This is a genomic window from Bacteriovorax stolpii, from assembly GCF_002872415.1.
GTDB classification, from domain to species: domain Bacteria; phylum Bdellovibrionota; class Bacteriovoracia; order Bacteriovoracales; family Bacteriovoracaceae; genus Bacteriovorax; species Bacteriovorax stolpii.
In genome coordinates this window covers 3,740,887-3,758,490 of the sequence record NZ_CP025704.1, presented here as the reverse complement: position 1 = coordinate 3,758,490, position 17,604 = coordinate 3,740,887, and the positions used below count along the sequence as shown (strand labels likewise).

Here is a 17,604-nt window from a genome sequence, read left to right as displayed (position 1 = left end):
CAATGCTAAAGGAAGAAAGGACCGGAGCGGTCCGCTGGGCAAAAGCTTCAAATTTTCTTCTCAGTCAAAAAGGCCTTTCACAAAATATTCCTGGAACTAAAATTGGATCTTTTAAAAAACTGGTTCCTGCCGGTATTTTAAAGAATGTTGTCGTCGTTCCTCGTTATTGGGATGTCGACTCCTACGGAAAAACTCTTTCTCAATTAGAAATCTTCACTAAAGAGAATCAAATTGAATTAGCGACGGTTGATTATGACTGGCGCGATGATTTTGTTGATTGCCTAAAAGTGATTGATCAAAAAATTAAAAGCTTTAATCTGCAGGATTCGGATGAGCTTTATGTTCTCTGTCACAGCATGGGTGCGCTTTTGATGTCTTATTATCTCCGTTATGGAGCTCAGGATGTGGATCATGCAACTGAGAATTGGGAAGGGCTTCGCCATGTAAAAAAAGCTGCGCTGATCGCGCCTCCCTTGCATGGATTGATGATTCTTTTTCGGGATATGGAGACAGGGACACGCCTGGCCTTAAACCGCAAATTGCTTTCAAATCTTGATTATTCGACGTTTCGTTCGAGCTATTTCTTTCTTCCGCCTAAAGGTGAAGATGTAGGAATGGAAAAAAATGGACAGAGGCATTCGCTTGGGATTCACGATATCGAAAAATGGCAGAAAAATTTATGGGGGCCTTTTAAACATGCGCGTCCAGATGAGCAAAAGGCCGTTAGAGAGTTCGTGGAAAAAATGATGGAGAGATCAACCAAGTTTCACGCACTCTTAAGAGCACCTGTTCTTGTTCGTCCTTCCGTGAAAATACCTCTCCTGCATATCAGAGGACTTGGTCATAAGACCCTTGAGATTGCGACTTTATATCGCTCAAAAGATCGTTTGAATTACCGCTTCACCAAACAAGGCGCGGTGGATGGAGATGGAACAGTGACAGCTGTTTCCGGTGCGTCTTTGGCCTATTTTAATGTTTTTGACTTCAATGGCATTGATAGCAGACTCGGGCATCTGGATGTTTTGGCCAGACCCGAGTCGCAAAAAATTATTCAAGATTTCTTAAAAAAATAATCACTTTAGAGATGTTGAAAACGTCACTTTAAACGTTTCATCAAGTGGAGTCGTCAGGACGGAACGATTCGATAGAAGAGAGTAGAAAAACTTATTTCTATAAATTAGCTTCACGTAGTTTCTCGTTTCCTCATAAGGAATAGACTCAATCGTCGCTAATGGATCTTCATTTCTAAAGATCTCTTTTTTCCAGCGGTCGATTCTATTTTCACCAGCATTGTATGAAGCCAGAGTGTAAATCAGGTTGCCATCAAACTTTGTGAATAACTGCTTTAAATATTTTGTTCCGAGAGCAACGTTCGTTGAAGGATCACTTAAGTGCTTTACTTTAATTTTGCGGTTAAAGCGTTTTGCAGTCGCTGGCATTAACTGCATTAGGCCCTTAGCACCTACACGAGAAGTGGCTTCAGGGTTAAAAGCAGATTCTTGTCTGATAAGTGAGATAACAATAAGTGGATCAAGGTCATTTGAGTTTTTCTCAATAACGCTGAAGTAGCTCAATGGGAAAACATACTTAATTAAGCGATAGTTAAGACTTAATGAGTTCTCACCTAAAGAGTCCTGGAAAATTTTAAAAGAGGTAATGAACTTATCTTGAGAGTGCAGAAGGCGCACAAGGTTTAATACAACGAATTCTTTAGCATCATTAGCTGAAGCGGTTTTTAGTGTTTCAGTATCTTTGAAGACATCTTTTTTATCCATTCCCTGGATATAACGAAGCTCTAACGTGGCAAATCTTTCATGGCCTAGTTTATTCCACACAGCTAAACGCTTCAGTGAATCTTTCAGTGTTTCTGTGGCCACGTCCATTTTGTATTCGGCCGGAGAATCTTTTGTAATAAGCTTTGAAAGGATTTCCTGCTCGCTCTTTCCTTTTTCCTGAGCAGCAAGCTCTTTTAGGGAAATGATTGAGTAGAATGAATACGGAGAGCTGTTGATGATTTTATGGAAATAATCATTAGCTTTTTTAGTATTGCCTGTTTTTAAAAGAGAGTAGGCGATCCAGTACTGAAGTTTTGAATCGTAAGAGTCAAAATTTTTCTCCAGGTTGTTTTTATCAACCACGGCCTTCATCGCTTTATAGTCTTTGTTAATCAGGTGCGGCCATAGAAGATAGAATGTTGATTCAGAGTTCTCTTCTTTGGGAGCAATTGTGCGTGAAAGGGCAAAGACTTCAATAGCATCGTTGTCGCGGCCTTTGTAGTAAAGAGCTTTTGCAGCTAAAACAGCGCCAACCCAAGCGCGTCTTTCGTCGATAAATTTTTTGTTTTTGCCATAGAAGTTTAGAGCAGCAATAACTTGTTGCTTGGCCATGGCGTAATCGCCTTTATCACTTGAGTCCTGTGAGTCTTTAATCAGGCGCTGGTATTCTTCCTGGAAGAATGAGCCAGAATTGTTATCAAGGTGAAGGTTGTTAGCAAGGAACTGGTTAAGTAGCTTACTGACATGAAGATTTACCAGAATGGCCGACGTAGGTTTTGTTTTAAAATCGACGTATTTAGCAATCAGGATATCTGAAATCTTTTCGTGCTCAACTTTGTTGGCCTTGTAGTGCTTTAACAGCGCTGAAACTTCAGACTGGTTTTCTCCGCTGGCATAAAAAGGAGCAGCGTCTTTTAGGTAGTTCAGGTCTCTCGTCGACAGGTTGATGTTGGGAGAGAATTTTCTCATGTTTTTTAAATACAGAAAACGACAATAGCGATCAAGCGTAATGTCCATTCTGTGAGCCAGGCTTTCGGTAAATTCATTAACCGGGCGAGGTTGAATCGCACAGTTTGTATAAAACGAGTCCTGGTCTTTGATGGCCGCAATTTTTTCAAGGCGATCAATCATCGGATTCAAATGATCGAACGAATGTGACTTGCCTTTGTATGAAGAGATTTTTTTGATTGTTGCAGAGTTCAGTTCATTTTTTGTCAGCTCATTGTAAAGAGTCACGAGCTCTTTTCCATAGTCGAGATCAGCTGGTGAATAGTTCAGCTTGAACGGAATATCATCGGCCATAGCAATGGATGCAAAATTTAGATTAGGATTAGCCAGCGCCACAGAAAGTGAACATGTGGTAAGGGCCGCTAATGTGATTAGCCGTAAAATAAAGACCTCCGTGTCTTGGCCTATTTTAGTTAGTTCTTATTAGTAAATCTCTCCTGAATTTCAGAGAGCCGCGAAGAGATTTCATTTAGTACGACTCGTTTGTCATCCGGGACAACGAGGCTTAGGTTATTTATATATGAATTTACTTCGCTTAAATAGACCAGGTCATTTTTGTACCCGTCTTCGATATACTCGATAGTGTCGTTCAAATCATCCGCAACGTCTTGGAAATAGTCGCCTTTTCTAAAAAATAATTTTCCCGGAGTAAAACCCTCGCGGATAGCGCGCAAATGTTTTTGCAATTTGTATAAAGGACCTGCAATTCGGTGAGAAAAAAAGATGCATCCAAAGAAAGTCAGGATGGCAAAACCGAAGTGAAGACCTGTTAAAAGCAGGATTAATAAATCGCGCTTCTCACTGTAATACAGAGCAATTTCAGGGTTTTTAAGGGCGAAATTGGCGCTAATCGCACTCAATAAAACGTAAATAGTAAATGGGTAGATAAGCCCGGTTACGAATACCAGAATAGAAGCGTAGAGGCTCAATCTGTATTGGAACTTGGGATTAATTAAATAGATTTTTCTACTGTAAGACACGAGATCCCCTAAAGCATTCAAAATATACTTTTATTTTAGTGTATAAAGGCGCGCGCTCCTAGGAAAAATTGAAACACCCTGACAATTGTTGACGAGTCCCATCAGCCATTGGAAAACCTTTAACAATCGTAGCTCTTCAGGTATAAATAGCCTTGGAAAAAATCAAAATTTAGGGGCCTTTATGACCATTGAAAACATCCAAAATCAATTAAAAGTTATCGTGAATCCAAATACTGGCAAAACTCTTCATGAAGAAGGAAGAATTGTCGAAGTAAAAGCAGACCAAAATGAGCTGTTATTTAAATATAAACGCGATGGAATTACACCGGAACAAAAGCGCGCGATCGAAACACTTGTTGTCAATATCGCCGCTCCAACTTATTCGGCAGACAAAGTAACGGTTCTGACAATTTCAGAAAACTCAGCAGACGTTTTTGCTGGAAAAACTTTTACTAAGCCAGAAACAAAAGCGGCACCAGCAGCTGCCGCAGCTCAAATTAAAACTGGCCATGGTCCAGTTGGACAAAATAAAAAACACGTTGCTGGTGCAAAAAAAGTTATTGCCGTTTCTTCATGTAAAGGTGGAGTTGGTAAATCGACAGTGTCAGTTAACTTGGCTTTCGCTCTAAAAAATCTTGGATTAAAAGTAGGTCTTCTGGATGCGGATATCTACGGGCCATCTATGCCTATGCTTCTTAATCAAAGAGGCGCAAAACCAGGAGCGACTCCAGAGAAAAAAATTCTTCCAATCGATGCTTATGGAATTCCATTCATCAGCTTCGGTCTTTTTATCAATGAAAAAGATCCTGTTATCTGGAGAGGGCCAATGCTTGGGGGAGTTCTTAACCAATTCCTTTTTGATGTTGCTTGGGAAGGGTTAGATTACTTAATTATCGATCTTCCTCCGGGAACAGGTGATATGCAGCTTTCAATGATTCAGGCGACTGATATCGATGGAGCGATTGTTGTTTCAACTCCACAAGAAGTAGCTATCCTTGATTCGAAAAAAGGTCTTAACATGTTCAACCAGGTAAAGGTCCCTGTGCTGGGAATGGTTGAGAACATGAGTTACTTCGTTCCAGACGACAATACTTCTAAAAAGTATTTCATCTTCGGAGAAGGCGGAGTTAAAAAAGCTGCTGAAGAACTTAACGTTAATCTTTTAGCTGAAATTCCTTTAGAGATCGCTCTTCGCGAGGGATCAGACCAAGGAAAGCCATACATGAATGAAAAGAAGTATGAAGGCCGTCCAGTGTGGAATGCTTACATGCAGCTGGCGAAAAATATCAACCAGTGTTTCAATGGCGAACCTCAAGGTGAATCAAAAGGTTTTTTTAAAAGACTTTTTTCATAAACTCGCACTAGAATAGAGTTATGAATAACTTGATAGACGTTTTAAAAGAACAGGCCTCATTCGGATTTACGGGAAAGATTAATCTTCTCTCAAAAGAAAATGGCCAGTTTCTTGGAGTCATCTATCAACAAGAAGGTCTCATTGTCGGCGCTCAAATCAGAGAGCTCAAAGGCAAGAAGGCCCTTTTAAAAATGATCTTCGACGACGTCGAATCCAACGAAAATTTCAAATTTATTGTCGAGCCGGAAGTCCTTCCGGCCGAAGTGCTGACAATGAGAATTGCTTTTGAAGAAATCAAACTTGAAGCTCAAAAACATTTTCAGGAATATCTTTCAGCTAAAAAGCTTCGCCCGGCAGCCCACCTAAAACTGGTCATTGACCCTGAGGTTATTGTCTCTAAAGAGGATATTACCCCGCAGGAGTTTGACGTCCTGGCAGTGATTAGCGAGTGGTGTAATGTCAGTGATATCTATAAATACAGTAAGTTAATGGATTTTGAGGTCACTCATGCCCTTGTATCCTTACGTAAAAAAAGAGCAATAAAGGTGTTCCAAAACTAAGGCGAGAGCATTAGAATTTCATGGTTTTTATAAGTGATACATTGGAGAAACTATGAAAAGTCAGGTGCACAATCAAGGCGAACTTAAAGAATTAAACGTTAAAATCGAGAAAGACGTGGTGGAATCATTCGAGAGAATGAGCAAAGCTTCAGGTCTATCAGTTGAAGATATGGTGGTAATCGCTATGAAGAGATACCGCTCATCTCACTCAGACTGGGATGTTAAGTCTTCGAAATCAGAATAAGTCTAAAATATAGACACCTGGCCGTAGCATGTAAATGTTATAGCCAGGGTGTTTAAAATCTAATCACTTCCTTTTCACTGTCCAAAAAACATACATTTAAATTCAGTAGCTTACCCTCTAAAATACCCGATTAAAGTGTTTTGAAACATGGCATCATCCTTGCTCCTTAAAGCTCAAACAATTAAGGGGAACGGTTATGAAAGTTTTAACATCTAAAAAGGCCATCATCGCAATCCTGAGCTTAGGTTCTGTGGTTCTAGCTGGTACAATTAAAGATATTAATTCACGCACCGTAAGTAGAAAGCATGCTCTAGAAGAACTTCCGGTAGAAAGAAGTTTAGCTTCAGATGTTGCACCTTCAATGAGGATCGCAATTATGAAGGTAGAGATGTCGGAAGCCTTTAAGGTTAACGGTAAATGGGAAATCACTCGTATTGTAGGAAGCGATGAAGTCGTAACTTACGATAAGTTAAATAACCCGGAAGATTCTAAGAAGAACATTGTTGTACCACTGAAATTAGTTGGGACTTCAAGTGTAATGGTTAATAACGATAGAGACCTGGTTTACAAGATCTCTCTTCTTTCTGATTTTGGAACAATCGCTATCTTTAAAAAGATGGGTAACGGTTTTGAAATCATTGAAGCGAGAATGATTAGAGAGAAAAAAGCAGAAGTAGCAGTTGCTGAAGAAGTTGAACTGGTACTTGAAAGAGCGCTTAACCAGTCAAAGTCTAACAAGATTCTTTCTGGTTCAGACATCTCTGGCGAAATGACTTTAACAAAAAAATCGATTGAAGGACTAAGTGTATCTTTAACAAATACTAACGGTGAAGTTCAAAGCATCGACATCGCCAGCGCTCAACTTTTAGATGGTGGATCATTTAAAGCTGACGTAGATGGTGAAGAAGTTTCTGGTGTAATCTTCAACAATGGTAAAGATGGATACAGATTAAGTTTCGTAACTGGTCCACTTGCAGGTGCAATGTTGAACTTCGTAACTGCTGGTGAGCTCGAAAGAATTGAACAAAAAGATGCTGAACAAAATGATAACTACTTTGAGCAAGAAGAACAAAAGATTCAAGAAATGGCCCAAAACGAAGTAGTAGAAGAAAGAAGAGAGATGGCAGAAAACGTTGAGAACTATGAGCCGGTAAAAATCCTAAGTGCTGATGAAATTAAAGAAACAGCAGAAACTCAAGGCTTCAACTTCTAAAATAAAAACTCAATAAACAACACGAAAACCTCGCTCATGCGAGGTTTTTGCGTTTAAATGGTCTTATGGAGAAACCACTTATGATTTCATGGGAAGATTTTGAAAAAGTCGACATTCGTGTTGGTACAATTGTTCAGACAGAAGAATTTCCGGAAGCAAAAAGATCTGCTTATAAATTATGGGTAGACTTGGGACCGGAGCTTGGGATCAAGAAGTCGAGTGCACAAATCACGATTGTTTATAAACGAGAAGAATTAGTGGGAAAGAAGGTTTTAGCCGTTGTTAATTTTCCTCCGCGACAGGTTGGGAAATTTATGTCGGAAATCCTGGTGACGGGATTTTACCGCAATGATACAGATGTGGTGCTGGCCACAGTTGATCAAGACGTGCCCAATGGAGCAAGGTTAAAGTAGATGGAAACGAGAAACTTCAAAGTAAATTCAAAACTCCTACCGGTGGGGTTTCCTCGCGAGTTCGATGCTCACATTTATTTTAAGGTCGAAGAAATTGAAGCAGCGACAATGCTAAGGGATAAAATTAAGACTCACTTCAAAGACGTAACATTTTTTGTGGGTGATATGATTGATGTTCCTATAGGACCACACCCAATGCCGATGTTTGAGGCAAACTTTCCTCAAGATATTTTTACCGAAGTTGTCCTGTGGCTAATGAAAGAAAGGGGGACATTTAATGTTCTTGTTCATCCGTTATCAGGCGATGATTATTATGATCACACTCAAGGTGCAATGTGGTTGGGTGATTCAGTAAAACTGGATTACTCTAGGTTCTAGTCCACTTATCAATGATTGTATCAAGCACGTAAGAAAAACAAAGTCCCAGAAGGCAAAGAATCAGGACTCCAGCATACATATCAATAATCCTGAACTGATCCCAGGCTTGCCAGATAAAATGCCCAATACCATTTTTGCTGACGCTAAATTCACTCACGACAACCAAGAGTAGACCATATCCCAGCGCTGCTTTTAGGCCAACAAGAAAATCCCTGAAGATTCCTTTTAAAAGGAAATGATAGTAATAGTTCCAACCAGAAATTTTATAAACATGGACGATGTCCATCAAAGGAGAAGTTAGTATTCTTTTCGTTCCATTTCTTACGTTAATATAAATCAAGTAGAACATCCCAATAGCAATCAAAATCACTTTCGATGAATCACCAAGCCCAAAGATAAGTAGGATTAAAGGAAAGATTGCAACTTTTGGAAGAGGATAAGTCAAAGCGAGAAAAGGATTAATGATTCGATCAGCGATTTTTGAAGCCCCGGCCTCAAGTCCTAAAAAGCAAGCGAGTGGAATGCTGATAAGACTGGCCAGAAAAAAGCGCCAGAGGCTATTGCATAAATCGTTGTGAAAGAAGTCACCTTTTAGAAGTTCAAACATCTTGGCGATGAAAAGATGTGGCGGTGGAAAAAACTGAACATCAACGATCTGCTTAAAGGCCAATAACTCCCAAAGAAGCGCCATTAGGAGAATCGTCAGAGTAGAAAGTAGGAAGTTTTTCATAGCTCTTCCTCTTCTTTTAGATGAGTGTAAATGTGTGAAAAAGACTGCTGATAAAAAGCCGATTTTTTTAGTTCTAAAACACTTCCTTTTAAGTCACCAATCATAACCTGATCAACAATCTTTTTCTCTTTTTTCCCATACAGAGAAATTTCTTGAGAAAGAAAAATGGCTTCATCAATGTCGTGGGTAACAAAAAGAATTGTAGGGCGATTTTTTTTCCAAAGCTGGAGTAAAAAATGGTGAAGGTCTTCCTTTTGAATGGAGTCAATATGCACAAAAGGCTCATCCATTAAAATGAGATCGGGAGATCCTAAAAAGCATCGTAGTATATTTACCTTTTGAATCATCCCCCCAGAAAGCTGGGCAGGATAAAGAGAGGCAATAGAGTCGAGTTTGAAGGCCTCTAGGTATTGAAAGATTTCGCCGTGATTTTTTGAGCAGACTTTTAAATTGTCTTCAACTGATAACCAAGGAATGAGCGGAGATTGTTGAAAAGCAAAGCTGATTTTTTTAGGAAGATTAAGTATCTCGCCAGAATTGAGAGGAAGCAGTGAGGCCATCAATTTAAGGGTCAGCGATTTACCAACCCCACTTTTGCCGATGAGTGAGTGGATGGATCCTTTTTTAATAGTTAAATTTAACCCATCAAGAATCTTATTGGTTCCATAAAAAAAGGAAATGTCCTTTAAGATAATTGATTCTTGAGTCATTATTTCTTCTTTTTAACTTTTTTGTTCAATTCCAAAGCCGCCGCTTTAGCAAACTTATTATCTACCAATTCAGTCATTGCCGGAAGCGCCGTAATGTATTTCTTATTTAAATACCATTCCATATCTTCTTTTAAGGCTGCCTCATTTAGCTTTCCATCACTATCAAGGCCAACCATGATCATTTTATTCCAAACATTGTCGTCTTCAATTTTTAAAGTCTTTTTAAGATCAGCGATAACTTTGTCTTTATCTTTTCCTTTTTCAAAAGCGTTGTTGTAATCGCGGACACCTTTTAAGTAGGCCACCATGAACTTCACTGCCAGGTCATGGTCTTTTTCAATAAAATTTTGAGAGTAAAGAAGAGCAGCGCTTTGTTGATATGGGTGAACATCTGTAGCGGGAAGTACATTTTGCGCAAATCCTTCCAGAACTGCTTTGGTTAAGAATGGCTCGATTTGAATAGTTGCATCGATGAGTTTTGCCTTAAGAGCATTATTCATTTCGGCATATGAGAGTTTAACAAATTCGACATCACTTGGTTGTAGACCATTTTTAATAAGGATTCTTTCGGCCACGATTTGTTGAGAAACTCCATCAAGAGAAGTTAGCCCCATCTTAAAACCTTTAAGGTCTTTAGGTGTCTTATAACGTCCAGAAGTAATATGGTCAGCTCTTACAAGAAGAGCAATATAGTCTTTTTTCTTCTCAAGATGTCCTTTATCGGCAACTAATTTAAACTTTTGTCCCATGTTGATGGCATTAAAGTGTGCAGACACGAGGTTTCCGGCACCGACATCTAATTCACCTTTTGAAAGTAGCGCCGTCATTGAGGCACTTGAATTGTTAAAGTCAGTGATATCAACTTCGAGGCCTTGCTCTTTAAAGTAGCCGCGCTCTTGTGCCAGGTAAATTCCAGCTGAACTTACAACAGGTGAAGAACCAACTTTAATAACTCGTGGAGGAGTTGTTTGAGCGAAGCCAAGAGAAATAAAACAAGCGAGCAAAAAGTTAACCATAACTACAATTCCCTGCTAAAATGAAGAGACTTTAAGATTTTGGCAACAAAACTTATTCATGTAAAGTGATTTGAAAGAGCGATGGAATGCAGTTCAAAGAAGACATTTTAAAAAACTTAGGTAATGAAAGCATTCTTTTTTTAAAAGATAAAAAAAATGTTATTTCACATTCGCTCATTCAGAAAATTGAAAAACGCAAACACCAATTATTATTGCAGGGGTTAGGTCCGGGACATAAACTTGTTTTGTGCCTGCCAAATTCAGAACTTCTTTGTGAGTATCTACTAGCAGGGCTTGCCCTTGGAATATGTCTTGTCCCTTTATCTTCGCAGTCTACAGAAAACGAAATTCAGGAAATTATAAATCGCTTGCAGCCTTCTCTCGTTGTTTTCTCAGGAGGAAGAGAAGAAAAAATCCTAACTCCGACTATGACATCAAAAGAGGATGCTTTCATTCTTTTTACTTCAGGATCAAGCGGCAGGCCCAAAGGAGTTATACTGACTCAAAAAGCACTGGCCAATAAGCTTGCTCTTTATCAACAGAATCTTCCTCAATCTTTTGAAAAAACATTGTGCATGCTTCCTTTGAATTTCGGGCATGGACTTATCTCTAATTTTCTCTTCCCATTGTTGGCCGGAAATCAAGTGATCTTGGCGCCGAGTGGGCAGATGGAAATTTATACATCGCTTGGCAGTCTGATTGATGAGTTTAGAGTAACGACCTTTAGTTCAGTTCCATCAATTCTAAAGATAGCGACTCATTTTGGAGAATCACCAAAAAAGAAAACTTTAAAAGATGTTTTTTGTGCTTCGGCCAATCTCGATCAGGCCACATGGAGTAGCACCACCAGTTGGCTGGATGGAATCAGGCTTCATAATATGTACGGGATGACTGAATTAGCTTCATGGATTGCCGGCGATTTAAAAACCACTCAAGGATATAAAGAAAGCACTTTTGATTTGCCATGGGATGCTGAAATTAAAATGACAGAAGAGACGGGAGAAATCTGGATTAAGTCTGCTTCTTTGATGAGTGGTTATTACAATGACCCAGAAGCCACTAAAAAAGTTTTAGAAAATGGCTGGTTTAAGACCGGTGATGTCGGGGAGATCTCTTCAGAGCACATCATTCTTAAAGGGCGTGCTGATAATGTTATCAACTTGGGGGGAGTTAAAATTTACCCGGAAGAAATCAATAGAGTCATCAGGTTGCACCAAGACGTTCTGGATTGTTATACACTAGGGTTAAAATCGGCAGATGGTCTAGTGGATCAAGCGATTGGATGCCTGGTTGTTCCGAAAAATTCTTCTTTAAAGGTTGCTAGTGTCGAGGAGCTTTGTCGTCATCATTTGTCGGCCTATAAAATTCCAGGACAATTCTTAGTCGGTGACAAAATTCCAGTTAACCAAAGAGGAAAGCCTGATCATGGTGCAATTAAATTATTGTTTCAAGCAAAGAGGAATTAATTGGCCATAACTTTTGCTAATATATTTTTTCTCGCTGTCATTTTCGTTCTTTTTTATTCAAAGAAAGATGAAGTTTTTCGCATTCGCGTCCTTCTTTATGGAAGTTTACTTTTTTATTTTTATTACGAGCCCTTTTTAACCCCATTGATGGGGGTGATTACTCTTGTTTCTTACCTGGCGGGTAATGCCTTGGCAGCCTTTCCTAAGTATAAAAAGAGCATCCTCTGGGTCTTTTTACTATCGCTTCTCTGTCTTTATTACCCTTTTAAATACAATGGCACCTTTGCCATCATTATGAATGATATCTTTCATTTTAAAGGGCTAAGATGGCTATATCTTCCTTTAGGTCTGTCGTTTTATTCATATAAGACCATGACTTATATTTTCGATATCTACTATGAACGCTCGCTTCCTCAAAAAAGCATTGAGAAGTATGTGCTCTTTATTAGTTATTTCCCACAAATCTTCTGTGGCCCTATTATGGGGGCGGAAGAGTTCTTTAAACAGCTCAAGTTTGATCAGGACTACCACCACGATAATGTCTTTCACGGATTAAGAACGATCATTATTGGTCTTTTTAAAAAGTTGGTACTCGCCAATAATTTAATCCTACTGATTCAGCCCGCCTATTTTACACCTTCTCAGGCTTCTGGATTAGAATGGATTTTAATTTGTGTGCTCACACGCTTTTACGTCTATTATGATTTTTCTGGTTATTCAGACATTTCTAATGGAGTGTCATTGCTTTTTGGTATTAAGGTCAAAAAGAATTTCGACCTACCTTTCGTTTCAAAGAGTATCGGCGAATTCTGGAGGCGTTGGCATATTTCACTGGCCGCTTGGATCAGGGATTATGTTTATTATCCATTAGTCAGCAAATTCTCCAGCTATGCCGGTATTTACATCAGTCTTATCATTTCATTTGTTTGTCTTGGTCTCTGGCATGGAGACCATATTAATTATATTCTCTATGGCTTTATTAATGGTGTTGCGGTTGCGGCCAGCACTTACTTTATGAAGAAAAACCGTCTGGCCCCTCCTGCGCCGAAATGGAAAATGATCATGTCGCGCTTTGGACTTTATTTCTTCCTGATTTTTATGCCTTCGTTTCTGCTACTTTCTCCAGATTCCGCAACTTTTTTTGAAATTGTGAAGGCCTTTTTAAAAACCGAGACGTGGTTTGCGACAGATTATATTAGTGGTCTTAACATTCTTTCGATTGTTTTCTGGGTCATTCCGCTCTTTATGATCTTTGAATATGTATTGGTCTTTTATGGAGAGAAGCTGCGCTTAAGATTTGAAGAAGTCTCTAAGCCCCAGCGATTGATCTGGCTTGTTTTTGGAATTTTTGTGACGTTTTCACTGCTTTCTCCACAGATCAACTACCGCTTTTTATACCAGGGATTTTAGATGAAGCTTTGGAGTAAGACATTCATTCTGGTTATAATCGCGCTTCTTGTCGCTTTTGGTGGGAGTACTTTGAATTCTTACTATTATGAAAATTCTTCAATAAATGATGTCCTGGCAGAAGCAGAAACAAGTTTTAAAGAGTTTCAAAAGAATTATGACCAAGCCAAAAAGACTATTGTCATAATCGGCCGATCAACTTCTCTTTATTCATTTAATGATCAGGAAGCTGAACCCGTCCGAAATAGTTATGCAGATCTCTTAAAGTATCAGGCCAATGTTCTGAACCTTTCATCCATTTCTCTTTTTAATATTGCTCAGGCAAAAGCCTTGTTGAAGTTTGCACGCCAGAACGTTTCAAAAATAGATCTGATTGTTTTAGAAAATTTATTTTTCATGAGAAGTGTCGATATCTTTGAAGGTTATAACTACTTTCAGGTTGTCGAGTTGTGCGCCAAAGATGGGTTAAGAGATATACTCTATCCAAGCCGAGGGCAAAGAATACATGAGAAGTTTATTTGTAGAGGCCTATTGGAAACAAACTTGGGAGAATCAAAATTTATTCCGAATCCTTGCATAAAAAAATATCAGGAAGCCTTAAAACTTTCTTTTATTAAAGGGCCTCAAGATAGAGTCAAAATGATTACACAAACCTTAAAATGCGACAGAGGGGCCGAGGTTCAGCTTTATTTAACAAGAATGTTTTATCATGAATTTTTCGATGATTTAAAAAGAGGTTTTTTGGCCATAGGCAGAGATGTAAGCGTTTGGGAAAAAGAGTATATGGAAGATTATACAACTGATGAACTTATTTTAATTAATAAGTTCACGGCAGAAATGTTCCCGAATCATGATCAAAACGTTTTATTGATCCCGGCATTTTCTAAAATCACAAAACACCTGGAAGAGCTTTCCGTTTTTCATCGCGAGGATGGAAAAGTGCAATTGCTTGATATTTCTGGTGATATTAGCAGAGTAAAAAATCAAAATCATCTGAGCTTTGGAGATGTCTTTCACGATGGTTCCCACTCAAAAACCTGGGTTCATGAGCTGATCGCCTCTAAAATTAGCGAGCTATATTTCAATGTGCCGGAGAAGAAGTAATGAATGAAGCTGAAGTAAATAAGCGTATTGAAGATATCTTTCATTCTGTTTTGGGCAGTGGCCTGGAAGCTTATACCAAAGGCGACAGGCAGATTGAATCGGTGATTTATGTTGAGTTGTTAATTGCTTTTCAAAACGAGTTTAAAATTAAATTTAGCACTCAGGAATTTTTCTCGCTTCGCTCGATTGATAACATTCGAAAAGGCGTTGTGGATAAGCTACAAAAATAAAAAAGGCCCCTTTCGGGGCCTTTCATTTATTACTTACCAAGCAAGTTTTTAAATTCTTGAGTCATGATTGGAACGATTGTGAAAAGGTCACCAACAATTCCGTAGTCAGCTTTTGTGAAGATCGGGGCATCTGGATCAGTGTTGATCGCCACGATAACTTTCGATGTTCTCATACCAGCTAAGTGTTGGATCGCTCCAGAGATACCACAAGCGATGTATAGAGAAGGAGCAACTGTCTTACCAGTTTGTCCAACTTGCATTGCATGTGGAGCAAATCCTGAGTCTACAGCGGCACGTGAAGCACCAACTGTTGCACCAATAACGTTTGCCATTTCTTCAAGGATTTTGAAGTTAGCAGCGTCTTTCATTGCACGTCCACCAGATACGATAATGTTTGCTTCAGTTAAGTCTAGCTTTTCAGAAGCACCTTTTACGATGTCTTTGATCATCGCGCGGATGGCCCCAGCATCAACTGCATCTTCTTTTACGCTAGCCGCCCCAGCTGTTGGGTTAGCGTTCATTCCAAGAGCGTTTGGTCTAACTGTTACGAAGTGTGGTTTTGGTCCTTGAAGTTCAACTTTCGCGAAACACTTACCAGCAAATAGCGGGCGAGTTCCAGCGAATTTGTCGCCTTCCATAATGAAGTTTGTTACTTCAGATGCCATACCTGCATCAAACATAGTAGCAACACGTGGAAGAAGGTCTTTTCCAAGTGAAGTTGCTCCAGCAAAAACGTAGTCGTAAGATCCACCAGCGATAAATCCTTTAAGTGCGTTTGCATATCCTTCTGGAGTGTACTTCTCTAAATTTGCACCCTTTAGAGAGTGAACATTAGCTGCTCCGAATTTTGCCAGGTCGGCAATGGCTTCAGCAGGGATTGCTCCAATAGCTGCAACATCAACAGTGTGGCCGGCAAGCTTTCCTAAGATTTCTAAAGTCACACCTTTAACATGTGATCCGTGAAGTTCTGTGAATACTAAAATTTTAGCCATAAAATCCTCTTAAATTAATTAAATTACTTTTGCTTCAGTTCTAAGCAGACCAACAACATCTTTTACAACTTGAGCTTGTTTAGCAGCATCAGTTGCATCGAATTTCTTCCCAGGTGGTTTTTCTGGTGGGAGTTGGAAGTTAGAATACTTCACTCTCTTATCAGCGTCAGAAACACCAACGTCAGCAAGAGATAGAGTTGTAAGAGGTTTTTTCTTCGCTTTCATGATCCCTGGAAGAGAAGCGTATCTTGGAGTGTTGATCCCTTTGTTACAAGCGATCATTGCTGGAAGTTTAACACCGTAAACTTCAAGAGCTCCACCTTCAACTTCACGTTTTACAGTGATATCTGTAGCAGAACCTTCGTATCCAACAACTACTGAAACCGATGGAAGGTTAAGCATTGTTGCAAGGATTTGAGGAACCTGAAGACAGTCATCGTCGATAGCTTGTTTACCAGAAAGGATAAGGTCTGGAGTTTTTCCAGATTTTTCAATCGCGCCTTTTAGAGCTTTAGCGATCATATAAGAATCTAAGTTATCAGCTGCTTCAACCAGGAAAGCATCGTCAGCTCCCATGGCCATAGCTGTTCTTAGAGCTTCAGTGTCTTTTACACTTCCAACGCGAACAACTGTTACAGTTGAACCAGCGTTAGCTGCTTGAACAAGAAGAGCTTGCTCTACAGCAAATTCATCATAAGGGTTCATAATCCATTTAATTGAACTAGTTTCAATAAATGATCCGTCACCAGATGGAACAATCTTTGTTTCTGTGTCTGGTACTTGTTTTACGCAAACGAAAATATTCATATATAAATTCTCCTGGGGTAATTACCTGGTAAATATTTCTTTAGCTATAACTAATCGCTGAATTTGAGATGTGCCTTCGTAGAGCTGGATGAGTTTCGCGTCTCGCATGATTTTTTCGACGGGATACTCTTTGCTGTATCCATATCCACCATAAATTTGTACCGCATCCGTCGCTATTTGCATACACGAATCGGCCGCAAACGCCTTAGAGTAAGACGCTAGCTGCGTATTGGGAAGATTGTTATCTAAAAGCCATGCCGCCTTATGAACCAGAAGTCTTGAAGCTTCAATCTTCATGGCCATATCTGCAATCATAAATTGAATTGCTTGATGATTGGCAATAGGGACATTGAACTGCACGCGCTCTTTCGCATATTTTACAGCGTGGTCAAACGCACATTGCGCACCACCGACCGCACTTGAAGCTACCATGGGTCTAGAGTGATCTAGAGTTTTCATGGCAATTTTCCAGCCTTGATTCAGGCCGCCTAAAATATTTTTCTTTGGGACGCGCACGTTATTGAAAGTTACAGCCCTCGTATCCGAACAGCGATGACCCATCTTGTCTTCTTTTTTGCCGACTTCGATACCCGGAGTTCCTTTTTCAATAACTACGGCCGTAATCCCTTTGTGTTTTAAAGCAGGGTCAGTTGTCCCGTATAAAACAAACAGATCAGCGTATCCGGCATTGGTGATCCACATTTTGTTTCCGTTGATCACAACGTCGTCACCGTCTTCTTTAATCAGTGTTTTGATTCCACCGGCATCAGAACCATTTCCTGGCTCTGTTAAGCAGAAGGCGGCGATTTTATAGTCTTGAGTAAATGGTGTGAGAAATCTTTTTTTCTGTTCATCATTTCCACCAATCACGATGGGAAGAAGGGCCAGGTCATTGGCCATGATAGATGTATTCATCCCCATACAGCCATAAGCTAAGGCTTCAGTGATAATCATCGAATCAATAGCAGTAAAACCGTTTCCACCGTATTCGGCAGGGATACAAGTGTTCACTAATCCAAGCTCCCATGCCTTTCTTAAAATATCTAAAGGCATTGTCGCTTTTTCATCAAACTCAGATGCCTTTGGCATCATTTCGTTTTTAGCAAACTTCATGGCGAGATCTTTGATCTCGAGTTGGTCATTCGTCAGGTTGAAATCCATAGATTTTCCTTGGTGATCTTAGATGATCTTGAGAGATTTTGATCTAGATAATTTTA

Annotated in this window: 19 protein-coding genes; 11 read left to right on the top strand and 8 right to left on the bottom strand. The window is 39.5% G+C overall.

Features of this window, described 5'->3' with window-relative positions:
• Nucleotides 1-2: 2 nt before the first annotated feature.
• Nucleotides 3-1,073, top strand: coding sequence for a lipase/acyltransferase domain-containing protein (locus C0V70_RS18665; protein WP_102245379.1), 1,071 nt, complete (start codon nucleotides 3-5; stop codon nucleotides 1,071-1,073).
• Here the strand turns inward: C0V70_RS18665 and C0V70_RS18660 are convergent, their stop codons facing one another.
• Together C0V70_RS18660 and C0V70_RS18655 are read right to left on the bottom strand one after the other, a co-directional pair.
• Nucleotides 1,074-3,077: a lytic transglycosylase domain-containing protein gene (locus C0V70_RS18660; protein ID WP_102245378.1), complete on the bottom strand. Its 2,004-nt coding sequence runs from the start codon at nucleotides 3,075-3,077 to the stop codon at nucleotides 1,074-1,076. It abuts the gene before it with no gap.
• Between the two features lie 119 nt (nucleotides 3,078-3,196).
• Nucleotides 3,197-3,763, bottom strand: coding sequence for a hypothetical protein (locus tag C0V70_RS18655; protein WP_102245377.1), 567 nt, complete (start codon nucleotides 3,761-3,763; stop codon nucleotides 3,197-3,199).
• A gap of 181 nt (nucleotides 3,764-3,944) precedes the next feature.
• On the opposite strand from C0V70_RS18655, the gene C0V70_RS18650 reads away from it, so the two are divergent.
• The 6 genes from C0V70_RS18650 to C0V70_RS18625 all read left to right on the top strand — a co-directional run bounded on the left by C0V70_RS18650 (nucleotide 3,945) and on the right by C0V70_RS18625 (nucleotide 7,925).
• Nucleotides 3,945-5,117, top strand: a complete 1,173-nt coding sequence (locus C0V70_RS18650) for an Mrp/NBP35 family ATP-binding protein (protein WP_102245376.1) — start codon at nucleotides 3,945-3,947, stop codon at nucleotides 5,115-5,117.
• Nucleotides 5,118-5,137: 20 nt separating this feature from the next.
• Entirely contained in the window at nucleotides 5,138-5,677 is a 540-nt protein-coding gene (locus C0V70_RS18645; RefSeq protein ID WP_102245375.1) for a hypothetical protein, read from the top strand.
• A gap of 52 nt (nucleotides 5,678-5,729) precedes the next feature.
• Nucleotides 5,730-5,921, top strand: a complete 192-nt coding sequence (locus C0V70_RS18640; RefSeq protein ID WP_102245374.1) for a hypothetical protein — start codon at nucleotides 5,730-5,732, stop codon at nucleotides 5,919-5,921.
• A 196-nt stretch (nucleotides 5,922-6,117) separates the two neighbouring features.
• On the top strand, nucleotides 6,118-7,134 hold the full coding sequence (locus C0V70_RS18635) for a hypothetical protein (protein ID WP_102245373.1): 1,017 nt from the start codon (nucleotides 6,118-6,120) through the stop codon (nucleotides 7,132-7,134).
• Between the two features lie 65 nt (nucleotides 7,135-7,199).
• The gene (locus C0V70_RS18630) at nucleotides 7,200-7,547 is read left to right on the top strand and encodes a tRNA-binding protein (protein ID WP_102245372.1); all 348 of its coding nucleotides are present in this window, start codon (nucleotides 7,200-7,202) and stop codon (nucleotides 7,545-7,547) included.
• Nucleotides 7,548-7,925, top strand: a complete 378-nt coding sequence (locus C0V70_RS18625; RefSeq protein ID WP_102245371.1) for a DOPA 4,5-dioxygenase family protein — start codon at nucleotides 7,548-7,550, stop codon at nucleotides 7,923-7,925.
• On the opposite strand, the gene C0V70_RS18620 is transcribed toward C0V70_RS18625, so the two are convergent.
• The 3 genes from C0V70_RS18620 to C0V70_RS18610 are packed head-to-tail and all read right to left on the bottom strand — an operon-like array spanning nucleotide 7,915 to nucleotide 10,381.
• Nucleotides 7,915-8,655: an ABC transporter permease gene (locus C0V70_RS18620; RefSeq protein ID WP_102245370.1), complete on the bottom strand. Its 741-nt coding sequence runs from the start codon at nucleotides 8,653-8,655 to the stop codon at nucleotides 7,915-7,917. The genes C0V70_RS18625 and C0V70_RS18620 overlap by 11 nt on opposite strands.
• On the bottom strand, nucleotides 8,652-9,365 hold the full coding sequence (locus C0V70_RS18615) for an ABC transporter ATP-binding protein (RefSeq protein WP_102245369.1): 714 nt from the start codon (nucleotides 9,363-9,365) through the stop codon (nucleotides 8,652-8,654). Before C0V70_RS18615 ends, C0V70_RS18620 begins: the two co-directional genes overlap by 4 nt.
• Nucleotides 9,365-10,381, bottom strand: coding sequence for an ABC transporter substrate-binding protein (locus tag C0V70_RS18610; RefSeq protein ID WP_102245368.1), 1,017 nt, complete (start codon nucleotides 10,379-10,381; stop codon nucleotides 9,365-9,367). Before C0V70_RS18610 ends, C0V70_RS18615 begins: the two co-directional genes overlap by 1 nt.
• Nucleotides 10,382-10,467: 86 nt before the next feature.
• Between C0V70_RS18610 and C0V70_RS18605 the strand changes: the two genes are divergently transcribed.
• The 4 genes from C0V70_RS18605 (at nucleotide 10,468) to C0V70_RS18590 (ending at nucleotide 14,588) form a co-directional block, all read left to right on the top strand.
• Nucleotides 10,468-11,847 (top strand): class I adenylate-forming enzyme family protein, encoded by a 1,380-nt coding sequence (locus tag C0V70_RS18605; protein ID WP_102245367.1) that lies wholly within the window; start codon nucleotides 10,468-10,470, stop codon nucleotides 11,845-11,847.
• Nucleotides 11,848-12,141: 294 nt separating this feature from the next.
• Nucleotides 12,142-13,257 carry an MBOAT family O-acyltransferase gene (locus C0V70_RS18600; protein ID WP_158649756.1) on the top strand — a complete coding sequence of 372 codons (1,116 nt, stop codon included), beginning with the start codon at nucleotides 12,142-12,144 and terminating at the stop codon, nucleotides 13,255-13,257.
• Entirely contained in the window at nucleotides 13,258-14,358 is a 1,101-nt protein-coding gene (locus C0V70_RS18595; protein ID WP_102245365.1) for a hypothetical protein, read from the top strand.
• Entirely contained in the window at nucleotides 14,358-14,588 is a 231-nt protein-coding gene (locus C0V70_RS18590; RefSeq protein ID WP_102245364.1) for an acyl carrier protein, read from the top strand. The genes C0V70_RS18595 and C0V70_RS18590 overlap by 1 nt, the downstream gene beginning before the upstream one ends.
• Nucleotides 14,589-14,617: 29 nt before the next feature.
• Here the strand turns inward: C0V70_RS18590 and C0V70_RS18585 are convergent, their stop codons facing one another.
• The 3 genes from C0V70_RS18585 to C0V70_RS18575 are packed head-to-tail and all read right to left on the bottom strand — an operon-like array spanning nucleotide 14,618 to nucleotide 17,548.
• Nucleotides 14,618-15,580 carry an electron transfer flavoprotein subunit alpha/FixB family protein gene (locus tag C0V70_RS18585; protein ID WP_102245363.1) on the bottom strand — a complete coding sequence of 321 codons (963 nt, stop codon included), beginning with the start codon at nucleotides 15,578-15,580 and terminating at the stop codon, nucleotides 14,618-14,620.
• Between the two features lie 18 nt (nucleotides 15,581-15,598).
• A complete protein-coding gene (locus tag C0V70_RS18580; RefSeq protein WP_102245362.1) occupies nucleotides 15,599-16,387 on the bottom strand; it encodes an electron transfer flavoprotein subunit beta/FixA family protein in 789 nt (262 codons plus the stop codon).
• A 21-nt stretch (nucleotides 16,388-16,408) separates the two neighbouring features.
• Complete coding sequence (locus tag C0V70_RS18575; RefSeq protein WP_102245361.1) at nucleotides 16,409-17,548, bottom strand: acyl-CoA dehydrogenase family protein; 1,140 nt, start codon at nucleotides 17,546-17,548, stop codon at nucleotides 16,409-16,411.
• Between the last annotated feature and the right edge of the window lie 56 nt (nucleotides 17,549-17,604).

What these genes read in the sequence shown, in the direction of transcription:
- C0V70_RS18665 (WP_102245379.1), top strand. Translation starts at nt 3, where the DNA reads ATGCTAAAGGAAGAAAGGACCGGAGCGGTCCGCTGGGCAAAAGCTTCA.
- C0V70_RS18660 (WP_102245378.1), bottom strand. Translation starts at nt 3,077, where the DNA reads ATGGCCGATGATATTCCGTTCAAGCTGAACTATTCACCAGCTGATCTC.
- C0V70_RS18650 (WP_102245376.1), top strand. Translation starts at nt 3,945, where the DNA reads ATGACCATTGAAAACATCCAAAATCAATTAAAAGTTATCGTGAATCCA.
- C0V70_RS18645 (WP_102245375.1), top strand. Translation starts at nt 5,138, where the DNA reads ATGAATAACTTGATAGACGTTTTAAAAGAACAGGCCTCATTCGGATTT.
- C0V70_RS18640 (WP_102245374.1), top strand. Translation starts at nt 5,730, where the DNA reads ATGAAAAGTCAGGTGCACAATCAAGGCGAACTTAAAGAATTAAACGTT.
- C0V70_RS18635 (WP_102245373.1), top strand. Translation starts at nt 6,118, where the DNA reads ATGAAAGTTTTAACATCTAAAAAGGCCATCATCGCAATCCTGAGCTTA.
- C0V70_RS18630 (WP_102245372.1), top strand. Translation starts at nt 7,200, where the DNA reads ATGGAGAAACCACTTATGATTTCATGGGAAGATTTTGAAAAAGTCGAC.
- C0V70_RS18625 (WP_102245371.1), top strand. Translation starts at nt 7,548, where the DNA reads ATGGAAACGAGAAACTTCAAAGTAAATTCAAAACTCCTACCGGTGGGG.
- C0V70_RS18620 (WP_102245370.1), bottom strand. Translation starts at nt 8,655, where the DNA reads ATGAAAAACTTCCTACTTTCTACTCTGACGATTCTCCTAATGGCGCTT.
- C0V70_RS18615 (WP_102245369.1), bottom strand. Translation starts at nt 9,365, where the DNA reads ATGACTCAAGAATCAATTATCTTAAAGGACATTTCCTTTTTTTATGGA.
- C0V70_RS18610 (WP_102245368.1), bottom strand. Translation starts at nt 10,381, where the DNA reads ATGGTTAACTTTTTGCTCGCTTGTTTTATTTCTCTTGGCTTCGCTCAA.
- C0V70_RS18605 (WP_102245367.1), top strand. Translation starts at nt 10,468, where the DNA reads ATGCAGTTCAAAGAAGACATTTTAAAAAACTTAGGTAATGAAAGCATT.
- C0V70_RS18600 (WP_158649756.1), top strand. Translation starts at nt 12,142, where the DNA reads ATGAATGATATCTTTCATTTTAAAGGGCTAAGATGGCTATATCTTCCT.
- C0V70_RS18595 (WP_102245365.1), top strand. Translation starts at nt 13,258, where the DNA reads ATGAAGCTTTGGAGTAAGACATTCATTCTGGTTATAATCGCGCTTCTT.
- C0V70_RS18590 (WP_102245364.1), top strand. Translation starts at nt 14,358, where the DNA reads ATGAATGAAGCTGAAGTAAATAAGCGTATTGAAGATATCTTTCATTCT.
- C0V70_RS18585 (WP_102245363.1), bottom strand. Translation starts at nt 15,580, where the DNA reads ATGGCTAAAATTTTAGTATTCACAGAACTTCACGGATCACATGTTAAA.
- C0V70_RS18580 (WP_102245362.1), bottom strand. Translation starts at nt 16,387, where the DNA reads ATGAATATTTTCGTTTGCGTAAAACAAGTACCAGACACAGAAACAAAG.
- C0V70_RS18575 (WP_102245361.1), bottom strand. Translation starts at nt 17,548, where the DNA reads ATGGATTTCAACCTGACGAATGACCAACTCGAGATCAAAGATCTCGCC.